This is a genomic window from Cellulomonas denverensis, from assembly GCF_012396125.1.
Taxonomy (GTDB): domain Bacteria; phylum Actinomycetota; class Actinomycetes; order Actinomycetales; family Cellulomonadaceae; genus Cellulomonas; species Cellulomonas denverensis.
Window position 1 is genome coordinate 33309 of record NZ_JAAXOX010000001.1, and the last position, 12832, is coordinate 46140.

The 12832-nt window shown below is 72.5% G+C and carries 12 protein-coding genes; 9 read left to right on the plus strand and 3 right to left on the minus strand.

What is annotated here, in order from left to right:
* Nucleotides 1-250: 250 nt before the first annotated feature.
* From adhE to HGA03_RS00170, 5 genes are all read left to right on the plus strand, one after another.
* On the plus strand, nucleotides 251-2935 hold the full coding sequence (adhE, locus tag HGA03_RS00150) for a bifunctional acetaldehyde-CoA/alcohol dehydrogenase (RefSeq protein ID WP_168628208.1): 2685 nt from the start codon (nucleotides 251-253) through the stop codon (nucleotides 2933-2935).
* Nucleotides 2936-3022: 87 nt separating this feature from the next.
* Nucleotides 3023-3505 (plus strand): HlyD family secretion protein, encoded by a 483-nt coding sequence (locus HGA03_RS00155; protein ID WP_168628209.1) that lies wholly within the window; start codon nucleotides 3023-3025, stop codon nucleotides 3503-3505.
* Nucleotides 3506-3559: 54 nt separating this feature from the next.
* Entirely contained in the window at nucleotides 3560-3679 is a 120-nt protein-coding gene (locus HGA03_RS00160) for a molybdopterin oxidoreductase (protein ID WP_168628210.1), read from the plus strand.
* A 19-nt stretch (nucleotides 3680-3698) separates the two neighbouring features.
* Nucleotides 3699-4940 carry a pyridoxal phosphate-dependent aminotransferase gene (locus tag HGA03_RS00165; RefSeq protein ID WP_168628211.1) on the plus strand — a complete coding sequence of 414 codons (1242 nt, stop codon included), beginning with the start codon at nucleotides 3699-3701 and terminating at the stop codon, nucleotides 4938-4940.
* Nucleotides 4937-5365 (plus strand): GNAT family N-acetyltransferase, encoded by a 429-nt coding sequence (locus HGA03_RS00170; protein ID WP_168628212.1) that lies wholly within the window; start codon nucleotides 4937-4939, stop codon nucleotides 5363-5365. The genes HGA03_RS00165 and HGA03_RS00170 overlap by 4 nt, the downstream gene beginning before the upstream one ends.
* 21 nt (nucleotides 5366-5386) lie before the next feature.
* On the opposite strand, the gene HGA03_RS00175 is transcribed toward HGA03_RS00170, so the two are convergent.
* The 3 genes from HGA03_RS00175 to HGA03_RS00185 all read right to left on the minus strand — a co-directional run bounded on the left by HGA03_RS00175 (nucleotide 5387) and on the right by HGA03_RS00185 (nucleotide 8613).
* On the minus strand, nucleotides 5387-6622 hold the full coding sequence (locus HGA03_RS00175; RefSeq protein ID WP_239073631.1) for a multidrug effflux MFS transporter: 1236 nt from the start codon (nucleotides 6620-6622) through the stop codon (nucleotides 5387-5389).
* 96 nt (nucleotides 6623-6718) lie between these two features.
* The gene (locus HGA03_RS00180; protein ID WP_168628214.1) at nucleotides 6719-7795 is read right to left on the minus strand and encodes an adenylate/guanylate cyclase domain-containing protein; all 1077 of its coding nucleotides are present in this window, start codon (nucleotides 7793-7795) and stop codon (nucleotides 6719-6721) included.
* Nucleotides 7792-8613 carry a biotin--[acetyl-CoA-carboxylase] ligase gene (locus HGA03_RS00185; RefSeq protein ID WP_168628215.1) on the minus strand — a complete coding sequence of 274 codons (822 nt, stop codon included), beginning with the start codon at nucleotides 8611-8613 and terminating at the stop codon, nucleotides 7792-7794. Before HGA03_RS00185 ends, HGA03_RS00180 begins: the two co-directional genes overlap by 4 nt.
* 101 nt (nucleotides 8614-8714) lie before the next feature.
* Here HGA03_RS00185 and HGA03_RS00190 point away from each other — a divergent pair, with 101 nt between their 5' ends.
* From HGA03_RS00190 to HGA03_RS00205, 4 genes are read left to right on the plus strand one after another with little or no spacing between them, the layout of a single operon-like run.
* The gene (locus HGA03_RS00190; RefSeq protein WP_373307699.1) at nucleotides 8715-10373 is read left to right on the plus strand and encodes an acyl-CoA carboxylase subunit beta; all 1659 of its coding nucleotides are present in this window, start codon (nucleotides 8715-8717) and stop codon (nucleotides 10371-10373) included.
* Nucleotides 10370-10906 carry a hypothetical protein gene (locus tag HGA03_RS00195; RefSeq protein ID WP_239073632.1) on the plus strand — a complete coding sequence of 179 codons (537 nt, stop codon included), beginning with the start codon at nucleotides 10370-10372 and terminating at the stop codon, nucleotides 10904-10906. The genes HGA03_RS00190 and HGA03_RS00195 overlap by 4 nt, the downstream gene beginning before the upstream one ends.
* Nucleotides 10903-11118 (plus strand): acyl-CoA carboxylase epsilon subunit, encoded by a 216-nt coding sequence (locus HGA03_RS00200; RefSeq protein WP_308439767.1) that lies wholly within the window; start codon nucleotides 10903-10905, stop codon nucleotides 11116-11118. Before HGA03_RS00195 ends, HGA03_RS00200 begins: the two co-directional genes overlap by 4 nt.
* A gap of 10 nt (nucleotides 11119-11128) precedes the next feature.
* Nucleotides 11129-12811 (plus strand): DUF885 domain-containing protein, encoded by a 1683-nt coding sequence (locus tag HGA03_RS00205; RefSeq protein ID WP_168628216.1) that lies wholly within the window; start codon nucleotides 11129-11131, stop codon nucleotides 12809-12811.
* Nucleotides 12812-12832 lie beyond the last annotated feature (21 nt).

Consider the following 12832-nt stretch of genomic DNA (forward strand, 5'->3'; position numbering starts at 1 on the left):
GCGTGGCGTGACGGTGCGATGAGGTGGTCAGCGACACCCGCTGAGTACCCGGAGCTCCCCGCTAGGAGGGCCGGTGCGGACGTACCGCGCGCCCCGCTCCCGCGGAACTAGCCCGCACCGCGGCGGAGCACCCGGGCCCAAAGTCGTAGGACCTGTGCCCCAGACTTTGTGAACACAGTCACGTAGTCTCGTTGTCACGAGGTCACCGTCGCCCTCAGCCCACCCCCATCCGAACACTCGGGAGACCCGCGTGACCACCACCACGAGCACCGACACGGGCGTCGCCGCTGCGATCGACCAGCTGGTCGCAGGCGCCACCAAGGCCCTGGCGGAGTACGCACGTTTCACCCAGGAGGACGTCGACCGCCTGGTGAAGAAGGCCGCCGTCGCCGCGCTGGACCAGCACGGTCACCTGGCCGAGCTCGCCGTCAACGAGACCGGCCGCGGCGTCTTCGAGGACAAGGCCGTCAAGAACATCTTCGCCTGCGAGCACGTCACCAACTCGATGTCCTCGCTCAAGACGGTCGGTGTCATCCACGAGGACGAGATCAACGGCATCACCGAGATCGCCGAGCCGGTCGGCGTGATCTGCGCCATGACCCCGGTGACCAACCCCACCTCCACCGCGATCTTCAAGGCGCTGATCGCGCTGAAGACCCGCAACCCGATCATCTTCGCCTTCCACCCGAACGCGCAGCAGTCCTCGGTGGCCGCCGCGAAGATCGTCCGGGACGCGGCGGTCGCCGCCGGGGCGCCGGAGTACTGCATCCAGTGGGTCGAGACTCCGTCGATGGAGGCCACCAGCACCCTGATGAACCACCCCGGGGTCTCCACGATCCTGGCGACCGGTGGCAACGCGATGGTGAAGTCGGCCTACTCCTGCGGCAAGCCGGCCCTGGGCGTCGGCGCCGGCAACGTCCCGGCCTACATCGAGAAGTCGGCCAAGCTCAAGCGCGCGGTCAACGACGTGGTGCTGAGCAAGTCCTTCGACAACGGCATGATCTGCGCCTCCGAGCAGGCCGTCATCCTGGACGACGAGATCTACGACGCCGCGCTGGCCGAGTTCGCCGTCCTGCACGCCTACAAGGCGAGCAAGAAGGAGAAGGCGCTGCTGGAGAAGTTCATCTTCGGCGTCGAGGCCAAGGGCAAGAACTGCGCCGACGCGAAGCTGAACCCCACCGTGGTCGGCAAGTCGCCGCAGTGGATCGCCGAGCAGGCCGGGTTCTCCGTGCCCGAGCAGACCTCGATCATCCTGGCCGAGGTCAGCGGCGTCGGCCCGCACGAGCCGCTGACCCGGGAGAAGCTGTGCCCGGTGCTCGCGGTCCTGCGTGCGACCAGCACCGAGCACGGCTTCCAGCTCGCCGAGCAGATGGTGGAGTTCGACGGCCTGGGTCACTCGGCCGCGATCCACACCCAGGACGAGGCGCTGACCGTCGAGTACGGCCGCCGGGTCAAGGCGATCCGGGTGATCTGCAACGCCCCGTCCTCGCTGGGCGGCATCGGCGACATCTACAACGCCTTCATCCCGTCGCTGACCCTGGGCTGCGGCTCCTATGGCCACAACTCGGTGTCCAACAACGTGTCGGCGATCAACCTGGTGAACATCAAGCGCGTGGGCCGGAGGAACAACAACTTGCAGTGGTTCAAGGTGCCGGCCAAGACGTACTTCGAGCCGAACGCGATCCGGTACCTGTCCGACATGGCCGACGTGGAGCGGGTCACCATCGTGACCGACGCCACGATGACCACCCTCGGCTTCGTCGACCGGGTCCTGGAGGTGCTGAACCGCCGCCCCAACAAGGTGTCGGTGCAGATCATCGACCAGGTCGAGCCGGAGCCCTCGGTGCAGACCGTGCAGGCCGGTGCGGCCCAGATGCGGCACTTCCGCCCGGACACCATCATCGCGCTGGGCGGTGGCTCGCCGATGGACGCCGCCAAGGTGATGTGGCTGCTGTACGAGCACCCGGAGATCGTCTTCAGCGACCTGAAGCAGAAGTTCTTCGACGTGCGCAAGCGGGCGTTCAAGTTCCCGGTGCTGGGTGACCTGGCCAAGCTGGTCTGCATCCCGACCACCTCGGGCACCGGCGCCGAGGTCACCCCGTTCGCGGTGATCTCCGACCCGGAGGCCGGCAAGAAGTACCCGCTGGCCGACTACGCGCTGACCCCGACCGTGGCGATCATCGACCCGGTGCTGACCTCCAAGATGCCGGCCAGCCTGGCTGCGGACTCCGGCTTCGACGCCCTGACCCACGCCACCGAGGCGTTCGTGGCGGTCTACGCCAACGACTTCACCGACGGCATGGCCCTGCAGGCGATCCGGCTGATCTTCGACAACCTGGCCCAGTCGGTGAACGGCGACCCGGCCGACCCGGCGACCAAGGACGCCCGGGAGAAGATGCACAACGCGGGCACCATCGCCGGCATGGCCTTCGGGAACGCGTTCCTGGGGATCGTGCACGCGATGGCCCACGTGATCGGCTCGACCTTCCACCTGGTGCACGGCCGGACCAACGCGACCCTGCTGCCGCACGTGATCCGGTACAACGGCCAGATCCCGACCAAGCTCACCAGCTGGCCGAAGTACGAGCACTACGTCGCCCCGGAGCGGTTCCAGCAGATCGCCCAGATGCTGGGTCTGCCGGCCGAGACCCCGGAGCAGGGCGTGGAGTCCTACGCGGTGGCGATCGAGGCGCTGCGCGCCAAGGTCGGCATCCCGAACTCGTTCCAGGCCCAGGGCGTGGACGAGCAGGACTTCATCTCCCGCCTGGACGAGGTGGCGATGGGCGCCTACGAGGACCAGTGCGCCCCGGCCAACCCGCGGATGCCGATGCGCGAGGACATGAAGGAGATCATGACCGCCGCGTACTACGGCACCTCGGTCGCCGAGGTGAAGGCCCGCAAGGCCGCCACCGTCGAGGAGACCCCGGCCTCCTGACACCCGGACAGGTGCCCCGTCCGCTGCGGCAGCGGACGGGGCACCGTCATGTCCGGAGCACTCAGTCCCGGGTGTCACACTGACCCGATGCGACGCACCCCTGCCGCCCTCCTCCTGTCCGTCCTCCCGTTGGCCGGCCTGCTGCTGGTGGGCTGCGCCGAGGCCCGGGACGCGGTCGACCAGGCGCAGTCCGCGGTCGAGTCGGCCGGTGCCACCGTGGACCGGCTCGGTGAGCTCGCCGACCAGGCGGCCGCGGCGATCGACAACGCCGGCGACACGCTGAACCGCGCCAAGGAACAGGTCACCGGCACCACCTCCGCCGCCCAGGACGCGGTGGACCAAGCCTCCACCGCCCTGGACGAGGCGAATGCCGCGGTCGACGCGGCCACCGAGAGCGGCTCGCAGGCCGCCCAGGACCAGCTCTCCCAGGCGCGCACCGACCTGGACGCCGCCCGCAGCGCCCTGGACTCGGCCGCCGCCGGGGTCGACCAGACCACCGCCGACGCGCTCCGGGCCCTGGCCGACCAGCTGGAGAAGGTCTCCACCGACGTCGAGTCGGCCCAGGGCTGAGATTCCCCCGCCGGAATCCTTGTCCGCGGGCCCCGGGCTGCCGATCCGGTGGGTATGACCGCGCCCCGCACGCACCTGCGCAAGCGGCACCACGCCGCCTGGTGGGTGGTGTGCGCCTGGTCCTCACTGGCGATCCTGGTGCTGGTCGGACTGCTCGCCGCCGCGGGGGTGTGACCGGCTACTCTCGGCCGGGATGAGCACCGACGATCTGCCCACCGGGCGCTGGCGCGAGGTCGCCCACGCCACCGGCCTGCTCGGCGACGACGGGCGCCCGCGGGCGACGATCTTCGCCGAGATGTCCGCCCTCGCCGCCCGCACCGGGGCGCTCAACCTCGGCCAGGGCTTCCCGGACGTCGACGGCCCGGACTCGGTCAAGAGTGCCGCCGCCGAGGCGATCGCCGCCGGCGCGAACCAGTACCCGCCGGGGCCCGGCATCCCGGAGCTGCGCACCGCGGTCGCCGCCCACCAGCACCGGCACTACGGCCTGGCCATCGACCCCGACCGCGAGGTGCTGATCACCACCGGCGCCACCGAGGCCCTGGCGGCGAGCATCCTCGCGCTGGCCGGTCCCGGGGACGAGGTGCTCACCCTGGAGCCGTTCTACGACTCCTACGCCGCGGTGATCGCCCTGGCCGGCGCCCGGCACACCACCGTCGCGCTGCGCCCCGCCCCGGACGGCTTCCGGCTGGACCTGGACGAGCTGCACGCCGCGGTCACCGACCGGACCCGGATCATCCTGCTCAACACCCCGCACAACCCCACCGGCGCGGTGCTCAGCGCGACCGAACTCGCCGAGGTGGTCACCGCCGCCCACCGGCACGACGCGCTGATCCTCACCGACGAGGTCTACGAGCACCTGGTCTACGACGGCCTGCGGCACATCCCGGTGGCCACCCTGCCCGGCGCCGCCCAGCGCACGCTCACGGTGTCCTCGGCCGGCAAGACCTTCTCCTTCACCGGCTGGAAGATCGGCTGGCTGACCGGACCTGCGCCGCTGGTCGACGCGGTGCGCACGGTCAAGCAGTTCCTCACCTTCACCACCGGCGCCCCGTTCCAGCCGGCGATCGCGCATGCCCTGGCGCTGGAGACCCTGAGCGACCCGGACTCCGGCTGGGTCGGCGCCCTGGCGTCCTCGCTCGCCGCCCGCCGGGACCTGCTCAGCGCCGGGCTGACCGCGGCCGGCTTCGGCGTCACCCCGGCCCGCGGCACCTACTTCGTGATCGCCGACGCCGCCGGGCTCGGGGTCGCCGACGCCCAGCTGTTCTGCCGCGAGCTGCCCGGCCGGGCCGGGGTGGTCGGCGTCCCGGTGACCGCGTTCACCCACCCCGGCTCCACCGCCGCCACCGAACTGCGGTCGGCGGTCCGCTTCACCTACGTCAAACAGGAGACGGTGCTGCGCGAGGCCGTCACCCGACTGGAAGGACTGCGGCCATGACCGAGTTCGTCGACCTGCCCGCCGGCCACCCGCTGTGGGCCCAGGCGCTGCCGGTGCTGCAGGAGCTGCGCCCCGAGCTGACCGCCGAGCAGTTGGACGCCGTGCTCGCCGAGGGCACCCCGCAGGGCCTGCGGTTCACCGCCGCGGTGGACGGCGGCCTCGTCCGGGCGGTGGCGGGCTGGCGGGTGATCGCCAACACCCACGCGCTGCGCAAGCTGTTCGTGGACGATCTCAGCACCGCCGCCGCCCACCGGTCGCACGGCTACGGCTCTGCGCTGCTGGGCGAACTGACCCACCGCGCCCGGGACCTCGGCTGCCGGGTGATCGACCTGGACTCGGGGGTGCAGCGGTACGACGCCCACCGGTTCTACCTGCGCGAGCGGATGCACATCAGCTCGCACCACTTCACCAAGTCGCTGGACTGACCTGCCTGGCGGCGAACGCTCCTAACCGGCCACCGCCGGCTGCTCGGTGTGCGACCAGCCGCCACGCCGGTAGGCCGGGGTCGCCAGCGCCAGCACCGCGAGCGCCAGCACCGCGGCGCCGAACATCACGGTGCCCATCGCCGGGGCGTCCTCACCGAGCACGCCGACCAGCGGGCTGACCAGCCCGGCCACCCCCGCCTGGCAGGCGCCGATGAAGGCCGCCGCGGTGCCGGCCCGCTCCCCGTGCCGGGACAGCGCGATCGCCGAGGCGTTCGGCGGGATGAAGTTGAGGATCGACAGCAGCAGGAACAGCACGATCAGCAGGCCCAGCAGGCCGCCGGCCCCGGTCAGCACCAGGGCGAGCAGCACCCCGGTCAGCGCCACGCAGACCGGCAGCGCGGTGCGGATGATCCGGATCGGTGCCACCCGCCGGACGATGGACGCGTTCACCTGCGCCCCGGCGACTAGGCCGAGGCCGTTCACCGCGAAGATCAGCGCGAACTCGTTCGGCGACAGGTCGAAGCCCTCCCGGAGCACGAACGGCGAGCCGACCACGTAGCTCATCAGCACCGCCTGGCCCAGGCCCGGCATCACCGCGAGCGCCACGAAGTGCCGGTCGCGCACCAGCACCCGGTACCCGCGCCACGCCCCGGCCACCGATCCGATCCGGCGCTCCGCGGGCAGGGTCTCCGGCAGCCGGAGCAGCACGACGAACCACAGCACCACGCCGTACACCGCCAGCGCGAGGAACACCGCCCGCCAGCCCCACTGCCCGGCGATCAGCCCACCGATCGACGGGGCGAACAGCGGCGCCACCCCGATCACCAGCATCAGCCGGGACAGCAGCCGGGAGGCGTCCGGCCCGACGAACCGGTCCCGGATCACCGCCATCGCGACCACGGTGGCCGAGGCGTTGAAGAAGCCCTGAGCCGCGCGCAGCACGATCAGCGGCACGATCGCCGGCGAGATCGCGCACAGCACCGAGGTGACCACGTGCAGGGCGACGCCGATCAGCACCGGCAGGCGGCGGCCGAAGCGGTCGGACAGCGGCCCGACCACCAGCTGGCCGACCGCGCCGCCGATCATCATGCAGGTGATGGTCAGCTGCGCCATCGTCCCGCTGGTGTGCAGGTCGGCGGCCACATCGGGCAGCGACGGCAGGTAGATGTCGGTGGAGATCGCCGGCAGGGCGGTCATCACACCGAGCATCAGGACGTACTTGGCGGTGTTCCGGCTGACGGGGGTGTGGGAGTTCATCTCGTCCGCCATGGTCCCACGCCGCGACGACGGGCGCCGAATCGTTTCGATCCGCGGTCAGATTCCGCGGTCAGAATCTGCGGTCGGATTCGGCGGTCAGATCCGGTCGACGCGGACCGGCGCCATCCGGCCGATGCCCTCCAGCTCGCGCTCCGGCAGCTCGGTCAGCCGGACCCCGGGGTCGCCGGCCAGCAGCCGCGCGGTGGCGGGGTCGGTCAGCACAGTGGACGGCTCGGCGATGTCGGTCAGCCGGGCGGCCACGTTCACCGACGGGCCGAAGACGTCGCCGAACCGGGACAGCACCCGGCCCCAGACCACGCTCACCCGGACCGGCGTCACCCCGCGGGCGCCCTCGGCCAGACCGCCGACCGCCCGCTCGCGTTCCACGTCCAGGTCCCCGCCGAGCACCCGGGCCAGCTCGGTCGCCACCCGGGCGCCGGTGCCGATGTCGTCGGCGACGAACAACACCGCGTCGCCGATGGTCTTGACCACCCGGCCGCCGGTGGCGGTCACCACGTCCCGGACCACCGTCTCGAACCGCTGCACGAAGTCGGACAGGTCGGTGGACCCCAGTCCGGCGGTGCGCCGGGTGAAGGAGACCATGTCGGCGAAGCCCACCGCCCGGGCCAGCGGCAGTGCGGCGGGGTCGGTCTCCTCGCCCCCGTCGTCGGCGAACTCCACCGCGTACCGCCCGGCGATCGCCGCGAGCTGCCGCCGGTAGGAGTGCACCAACTGGTCGACCAGCACCGGGGCCAGCTCGTCCAGTTCGTCCAGCACCGCACGCCGGGCCGCCGGGTCGTCCAGGCCGCGCCGGGTGGCCATGTCCTCCACCAGCGCCTCGACCTGCCAGAGCGCCAGCCGGTCGCCGGTGTGCCCGAGCGCCCGGGTCAGGGAGATCATCGTGTGCTGGTCGACCTTGCCGTCCCGCAGCAGCGCCATCGTGCGCTCGACCGCCTCGGCGTCCGCCTCGGTGAACGCCACGTCGTCGGCGTCCGGGTGCGGCAGGCCCAGCGTGCGCCAGTACAGCCGGACCAGATCCAGCTCGACGCCGGAGCGTTCGGCCAGGTCACGCAGGGTGAGGGTGCGCGGACCGCCGAGCAGTGCGGCGTCCAGGCGCGCGGCCCGCGGCGTGGAGGTGGCGGCCGTCGCCCCGTCGATTCCCTGTCCGGTCACGCTCCGGAGCCTAGTTCACGCCGTGCACGGACGTGACGCAGATCACCGGCGTGCAGCGGGCGAACACCCTGCTCGGTGCGCACCAGCAGTGCGCCGTCGGGGCCGATCCCCTCCGCGAGACCGGTCAGCTGCCCGCCGTCCGGCAGGTCCGCCACGATCTCGGCGCCGACGGTGGCGCAGCGGTCCCGGACCTTCTGCTCCGCCGCCGGGTCCGCCGGCCCCGCCACCAGCGCCAGCACCTGCCGGACCACCGCGATCGCCAGTGCGGTGCGATCGGTGCCGGTCACCCCGGCGGTGCGCAGCGACCCGGCGTGCGGCACCGGCAGCTCGACGGTGTCCTGGTCGACATTGATCCCGATCCCGGCGATCACCGCCTCCCCGGCGCCCTCGACCAGGATGCCCACCGCCTTGCGATACCGGCCCCACCCGGGCACCGGCTCCGGGTCGGGCAGCAGCACGTCGTTCGGCCACTTGAGCGCCGGGGCCAGACCGGTGACCTGCTCCACGGCGCGGATGACCGCCAGACCGGTGAGCAGCGGGAGCCAGCCCCAGGACGCACGATCGCGCTCCGGTCGGAAGGCCAGCGACAGGGTGAGGGCGGCGCCGCGCGGGGTCGACCAGCCGTGACCGGCCCGCCCACGGCCCGCCCGCTGGTGTTCGGCGACCACCAGCACCGGCCCGGCCCAGTCCCGCTCGCCCAGCCGCTCACGCAGCACCGTGTTGGTGGAGCCGGCCTCGTCCAGCAGCACGACGCCGCCGGGCAGCAGCGGGGCGAGTGCGCCGGTGAGCTGGTCGGTCCGGATCGGGCGACGGGTCATGGTGGCCATTGTGCAGTTGTGGCATCCCCACACCGCCCGGCGCCGGACGCTGCGCACTCCCCGCACTGACCTGGGCGGCCATGCGAACTACGCTCGGCCGGGTGACCGAGCCCACCACGCCCACCGCGGCAGCCGCGCCCGAGGCCACCGAGCCCGACCAGGCCACCCCGGCCACCCCGGCCCCCGGCACCGCCGCCAAGCTGGCCGACCTGGCCGACCGCCACCGCCGGGCGGTGACCGAGGCGGAGGAGGCCGCCGCCGCCAAGCAGCACGCCCGCGGCAAGCGCACCGCCCGCGAGCGGATCGACCAGTTGCTCGACCCGGGGTCCTTCACCGAGATCGACGCCTTCGTCCGGCACCGCTCGACCAACTTCGGCCTGGACGCCAAGCGGATCCCCGGCGACGGGGTGGTGGTGGGCCACGGCACCGTGGACGGCCGCCCGGTGGCGGTCTACTCCCAGGACTTCACGGTCTTCGGCGGCAGCCTGGGCGAGGTGCACGGCCAGAAGATCACCAAGGTGATGGACCTGGCGCTGCGCACCGGCGTCCCGCTGATCGGCATCTCCGACGGCGGTGGCGCCCGGATCCAGGAGGGCGTGGCCGGCCTGACCCAATTCGCGGAGATCTTCCGCCGCAACGTCGCCGCCTCCGGCGTGATCCCGCAGATCAGCCTGATCCTCGGCCCGTCCGCCGGTGGCGCGGTGTACTCCCCCGCCCTAACCGACTTCATCGTGATGGCGGACGGCACCTCCAACATGTTCATCACCGGCCCGGACGTGATCCGCGCGGTCACCGGCGAGGACGTCGGCTTCGAGGAGCTGGGCGGGGCGACCACGCACAACACCCGCTCCGGGGTGGCGCACTACCTGGCCTCCGACGAGGAGGACGCGCTGGACTACGTCCGCCAGTTGATCGGCTACCTGCCGCAGAACAACCTGTCCGACGCCCCGGTCTGGCCGGTGGAGGACACCGGCGACCCGACCGAGGTCGGCGACCTGGACCTAGAGCTGGACACCCTGGTCCCGGACTCGGACAACCAGCCCTACGACATGCGCACCGTGGTCGAGCACGTGCTGGACGACGGCGAGCTGCTGGAGGTGCAGCCGCTGTTCGCCCGGAATGTGCTGATCGGCTTCGGCCGGGTCGAGGGCCACTCGGTCGGCATCGTCGCCAACCAGCCGCTGGTCTCGGCCGGCACCCTGGACATCGATGCCGCGGAGAAGGCCGCCCGCTTCGTGCGGACCTGTGACGCCTTCAACATCCCGGTGCTGACCTTCGTGGACGTGCCCGGGTTCCTGCCCGGCACCGACCAGGAGTGGAACGGGATCATCCGGCGCGGGGCGAAGCTGATCTACGCCTACGCCGAGGCGACCGTCCCCCTGGTCACGGTGATCACCCGGAAGGCGTACGGTGGCGCGTACATCGTGATGGGGTCCAAGCAGCTCGGCGCGGACGTCAACCTGGCCTGGCCCACCGCGCAGATCGCCGTCATGGGGGCGGGCGGCGCGGTGAACATCCTGCAGCGCGGCACCCTCAAGGCCGTGGCCGAGGCAGGCGGCGACGTCGACGCCGAGCGGGCCCGCCTCACCAGCGAGTACGAGGAGGCCATCGTGAACCCGTGGGACGCCGCCGACCGTGGCTACGTGGATGCGGTGATCGCACCCGCCCAGACCCGGTCCCAGATCGTGCGGGCGCTGCGCCTGCTGCGGACCAAGCGCGCCGAGCTGCCCGCCAAGAAGCACGGGAACATCCCGCTGTGAGCGCCGCCGACGAGGACCCGACCGCCGCCCACAACCCGCAGCCGATGTCCGGGGTGGACGCCGCACCGTTCCACCGGCTGGTGGACGAACTGACCGCCGCCCTGCACTCCTATGTCGACACCGCGGTCGGGGTGCGCGCCGAGTTCGGGTCCACCGAGGCCGACGAGGACCCGCGGCTGCTCGCGCTGGAGAACCGGGTCGGCACGCTGAACGCCCGGCTGTACGACCTGCTGCACGGCGAACTCGGCATGCACCCGGAACTGACCGGGATGATCTGGGAGGGCGAGGAGCCCGGGCATCCGGAGGAGGACGAGCGCGCCACGGTCGACGAGTTCCACCTCGGCTTCGTGATCGGGCTGCCCGCCGAGCCGACCGACCAGACCGCCGAGGCCGCTCTGGGCCTGATCGACAACGGCGGTGCCGATCTGGTGGAGCGCCTGATCGCCGCCGGGTTCTCGGTGCAGGAGTGGGGCAGCTCCCGCGGGGCACCGGTGGGCTTCGACGACGAGGACCCGGACGGGGACGACCGGTGAGCGACCTGACCCACGTCCGGGTGGTCCGCGGCACCCCGGACGACATGGAGCTGGCCGCCCTGGTCGCCGGCCTGGTCGCGGCCACCGCCGCCGGCGACGACCCCGCCGAACCGGAGCGGCCCGCCGCCTGGTCCGATCGCGGCCGGCGGTTGCCCGGCGCGCGGGCGAGCTGGCGTCCGGGTCCCGACACCTGGCGGTGGAGCGCCCGTTAAGGTCGGGCGGGTGAACACGTCCCGCCCCGAGTCCGCGATCGACCGGATCGCCGACGCCTACGTCCAGACCTACGCCGCCCTCGACCCGGAGAGCGCCACCGCCCTCGGCATCCCCGGCCACGACGACCGGATGACCGACCACTCCCCGGCCGGCCACGATGCGCGGGCCGAGGCAGCCCGGCACACCCTGCGCGAGCTGGATGCCGCCACCCCGGTGGACGACACCGACCGGGTGACCCTGGCCGCCATGCGCGAGCGGCTCGGCCTGGAGGTCGAGTTGCACGAGGCCGGCGAGCTGCAGCGCGAGCTGAACAACATCGCCTCCCCGGTGCAGGGCATGCGCGACGTCTTCGACCTGATGCCCACCGACGGCGTCCAGGACTGGCAGACCATCGCCCGCCGGCTGTCCGCCGTCCCGCAGGCCGCGGCCGGCTACGTCGAGTCGCTGCGCGAGTCGGCCGCCGCGGGCCGGGTGCCGGCAATCCGCCAGGTCCGGGAGGCGATCACCCAGGCCGAGGAGCTGGCCGACCCGTCGACCTCGTTCTTCGTGCAGTACGTCGCCGGTGAGCAGGCCGCTGCCGCCGCGGCCCAGGACCCGGCGCTGGCCGGTGCCCTGCAGCAGGGTGCCGAGGCCGCCCGGGCCGCCTACGCCGAACTGGCCGGCTTCCTGACCGAGGAGCTCGCCCCGCGGGCCCCGGAGCAGGATGCGGTTGGCCGGGACCGGTACGCGCTGTGGTCGCGCTACTTCCTCGGCGCCACCGTGGACCTGGAGGAGACCTACCAGTGGGGCCTGGAGGAGCTGGCCCGGGTGGTCGCCGAGCAGGAGGAGGTCGCCGCCCAGATCTCCGGGCCGGGCGCCACGGTCGAGCAGGCGGTCGCCGCCCTGGATGCCGACCCGGCTCGCCGCCTGGAGGGCACCGCGGCCCTGCAGGAGTGGATGCAGCGCACCGCCGACGAGGCGATCGCCGCCCTGGACGGCACGCACTTCACCATCGCCGCGCCGCTGCACGCCCTGGAGTGCATGATCGCCCCGACCCAGAACGGCGGGATCTACTACACCGGCCCGAGCGACGACTTCAGCCGGCCGGGCCGGATGTGGTGGTCGGTGCCGCCGGGCGTGACCACCTTCAACACCTGGCGGGAGAAGACCACCGTCTACCACGAGGGCGTGCCGGGTCATCACCTGCAGATCGCCCAGGCGGTGCACCAGCGCGAGCAGCTCAACTCCTGGCGCCGGCTGGCCTGCTGGGTCTCCGGGCACGGTGAGGGCTGGGCGCTCTACGCCGAGCGGCTGATGGCCGACCTCGGGTTCCTGGACGACGCCGGCGACCGGCTCGGGATGCTGGACGGCCAGCGGATGCGTGCCGCCCGCGTCGTGCTGGACCTGGGCGTGCACCTGGGCCTGCCCGCCCCGGCCGAGTGGGGTGGCGGCACCTGGGACGCGGACAAGGCGTGGGAGTTCCTGCGCGCCAACGTCAACATGGACGAGGGCTTCGTCCGGTTCGAGCTGAACCGGTACCTGGGCTGGCCGGGTCAGGCGCCGTCCTACAAGATCGGCCAGCGGATCTGGGAGCAGACCCGGGACGCGGTCGCCGCCCGCGAGGGGGCCGGGTTCGATCTGCGGAGCTTCCACCAGCGCGCGCTGAACCTGGGCGCCCTGCCGCTGGACGTGCTGCGCGACACCCTGGCCTGATCTGGCCTGATCTGGCCTGAT

Bases quoted from the DNA above. Each gene is read 5' to 3' on its own strand.
- HGA03_RS00155 (WP_168628209.1), top strand. From the start codon at position 3,023: ATGCGACGCACCCCTGCCGCCCTCCTCCTGTCCGTCCTCCCGTTGGCC.
- HGA03_RS00160 (WP_168628210.1), top strand. From the start codon at position 3,560: ATGACCGCGCCCCGCACGCACCTGCGCAAGCGGCACCACGCCGCCTGG.
- HGA03_RS00165 (WP_168628211.1), top strand. From the start codon at position 3,699: ATGAGCACCGACGATCTGCCCACCGGGCGCTGGCGCGAGGTCGCCCAC.
- HGA03_RS00170 (WP_168628212.1), top strand. From the start codon at position 4,937: ATGACCGAGTTCGTCGACCTGCCCGCCGGCCACCCGCTGTGGGCCCAG.
- HGA03_RS00175 (WP_239073631.1), bottom strand. From the start codon at position 6,622: ATGAACTCCCACACCCCCGTCAGCCGGAACACCGCCAAGTACGTCCTG.
- HGA03_RS00185 (WP_168628215.1), bottom strand. From the start codon at position 8,613: ATGACCCGTCGCCCGATCCGGACCGACCAGCTCACCGGCGCACTCGCC.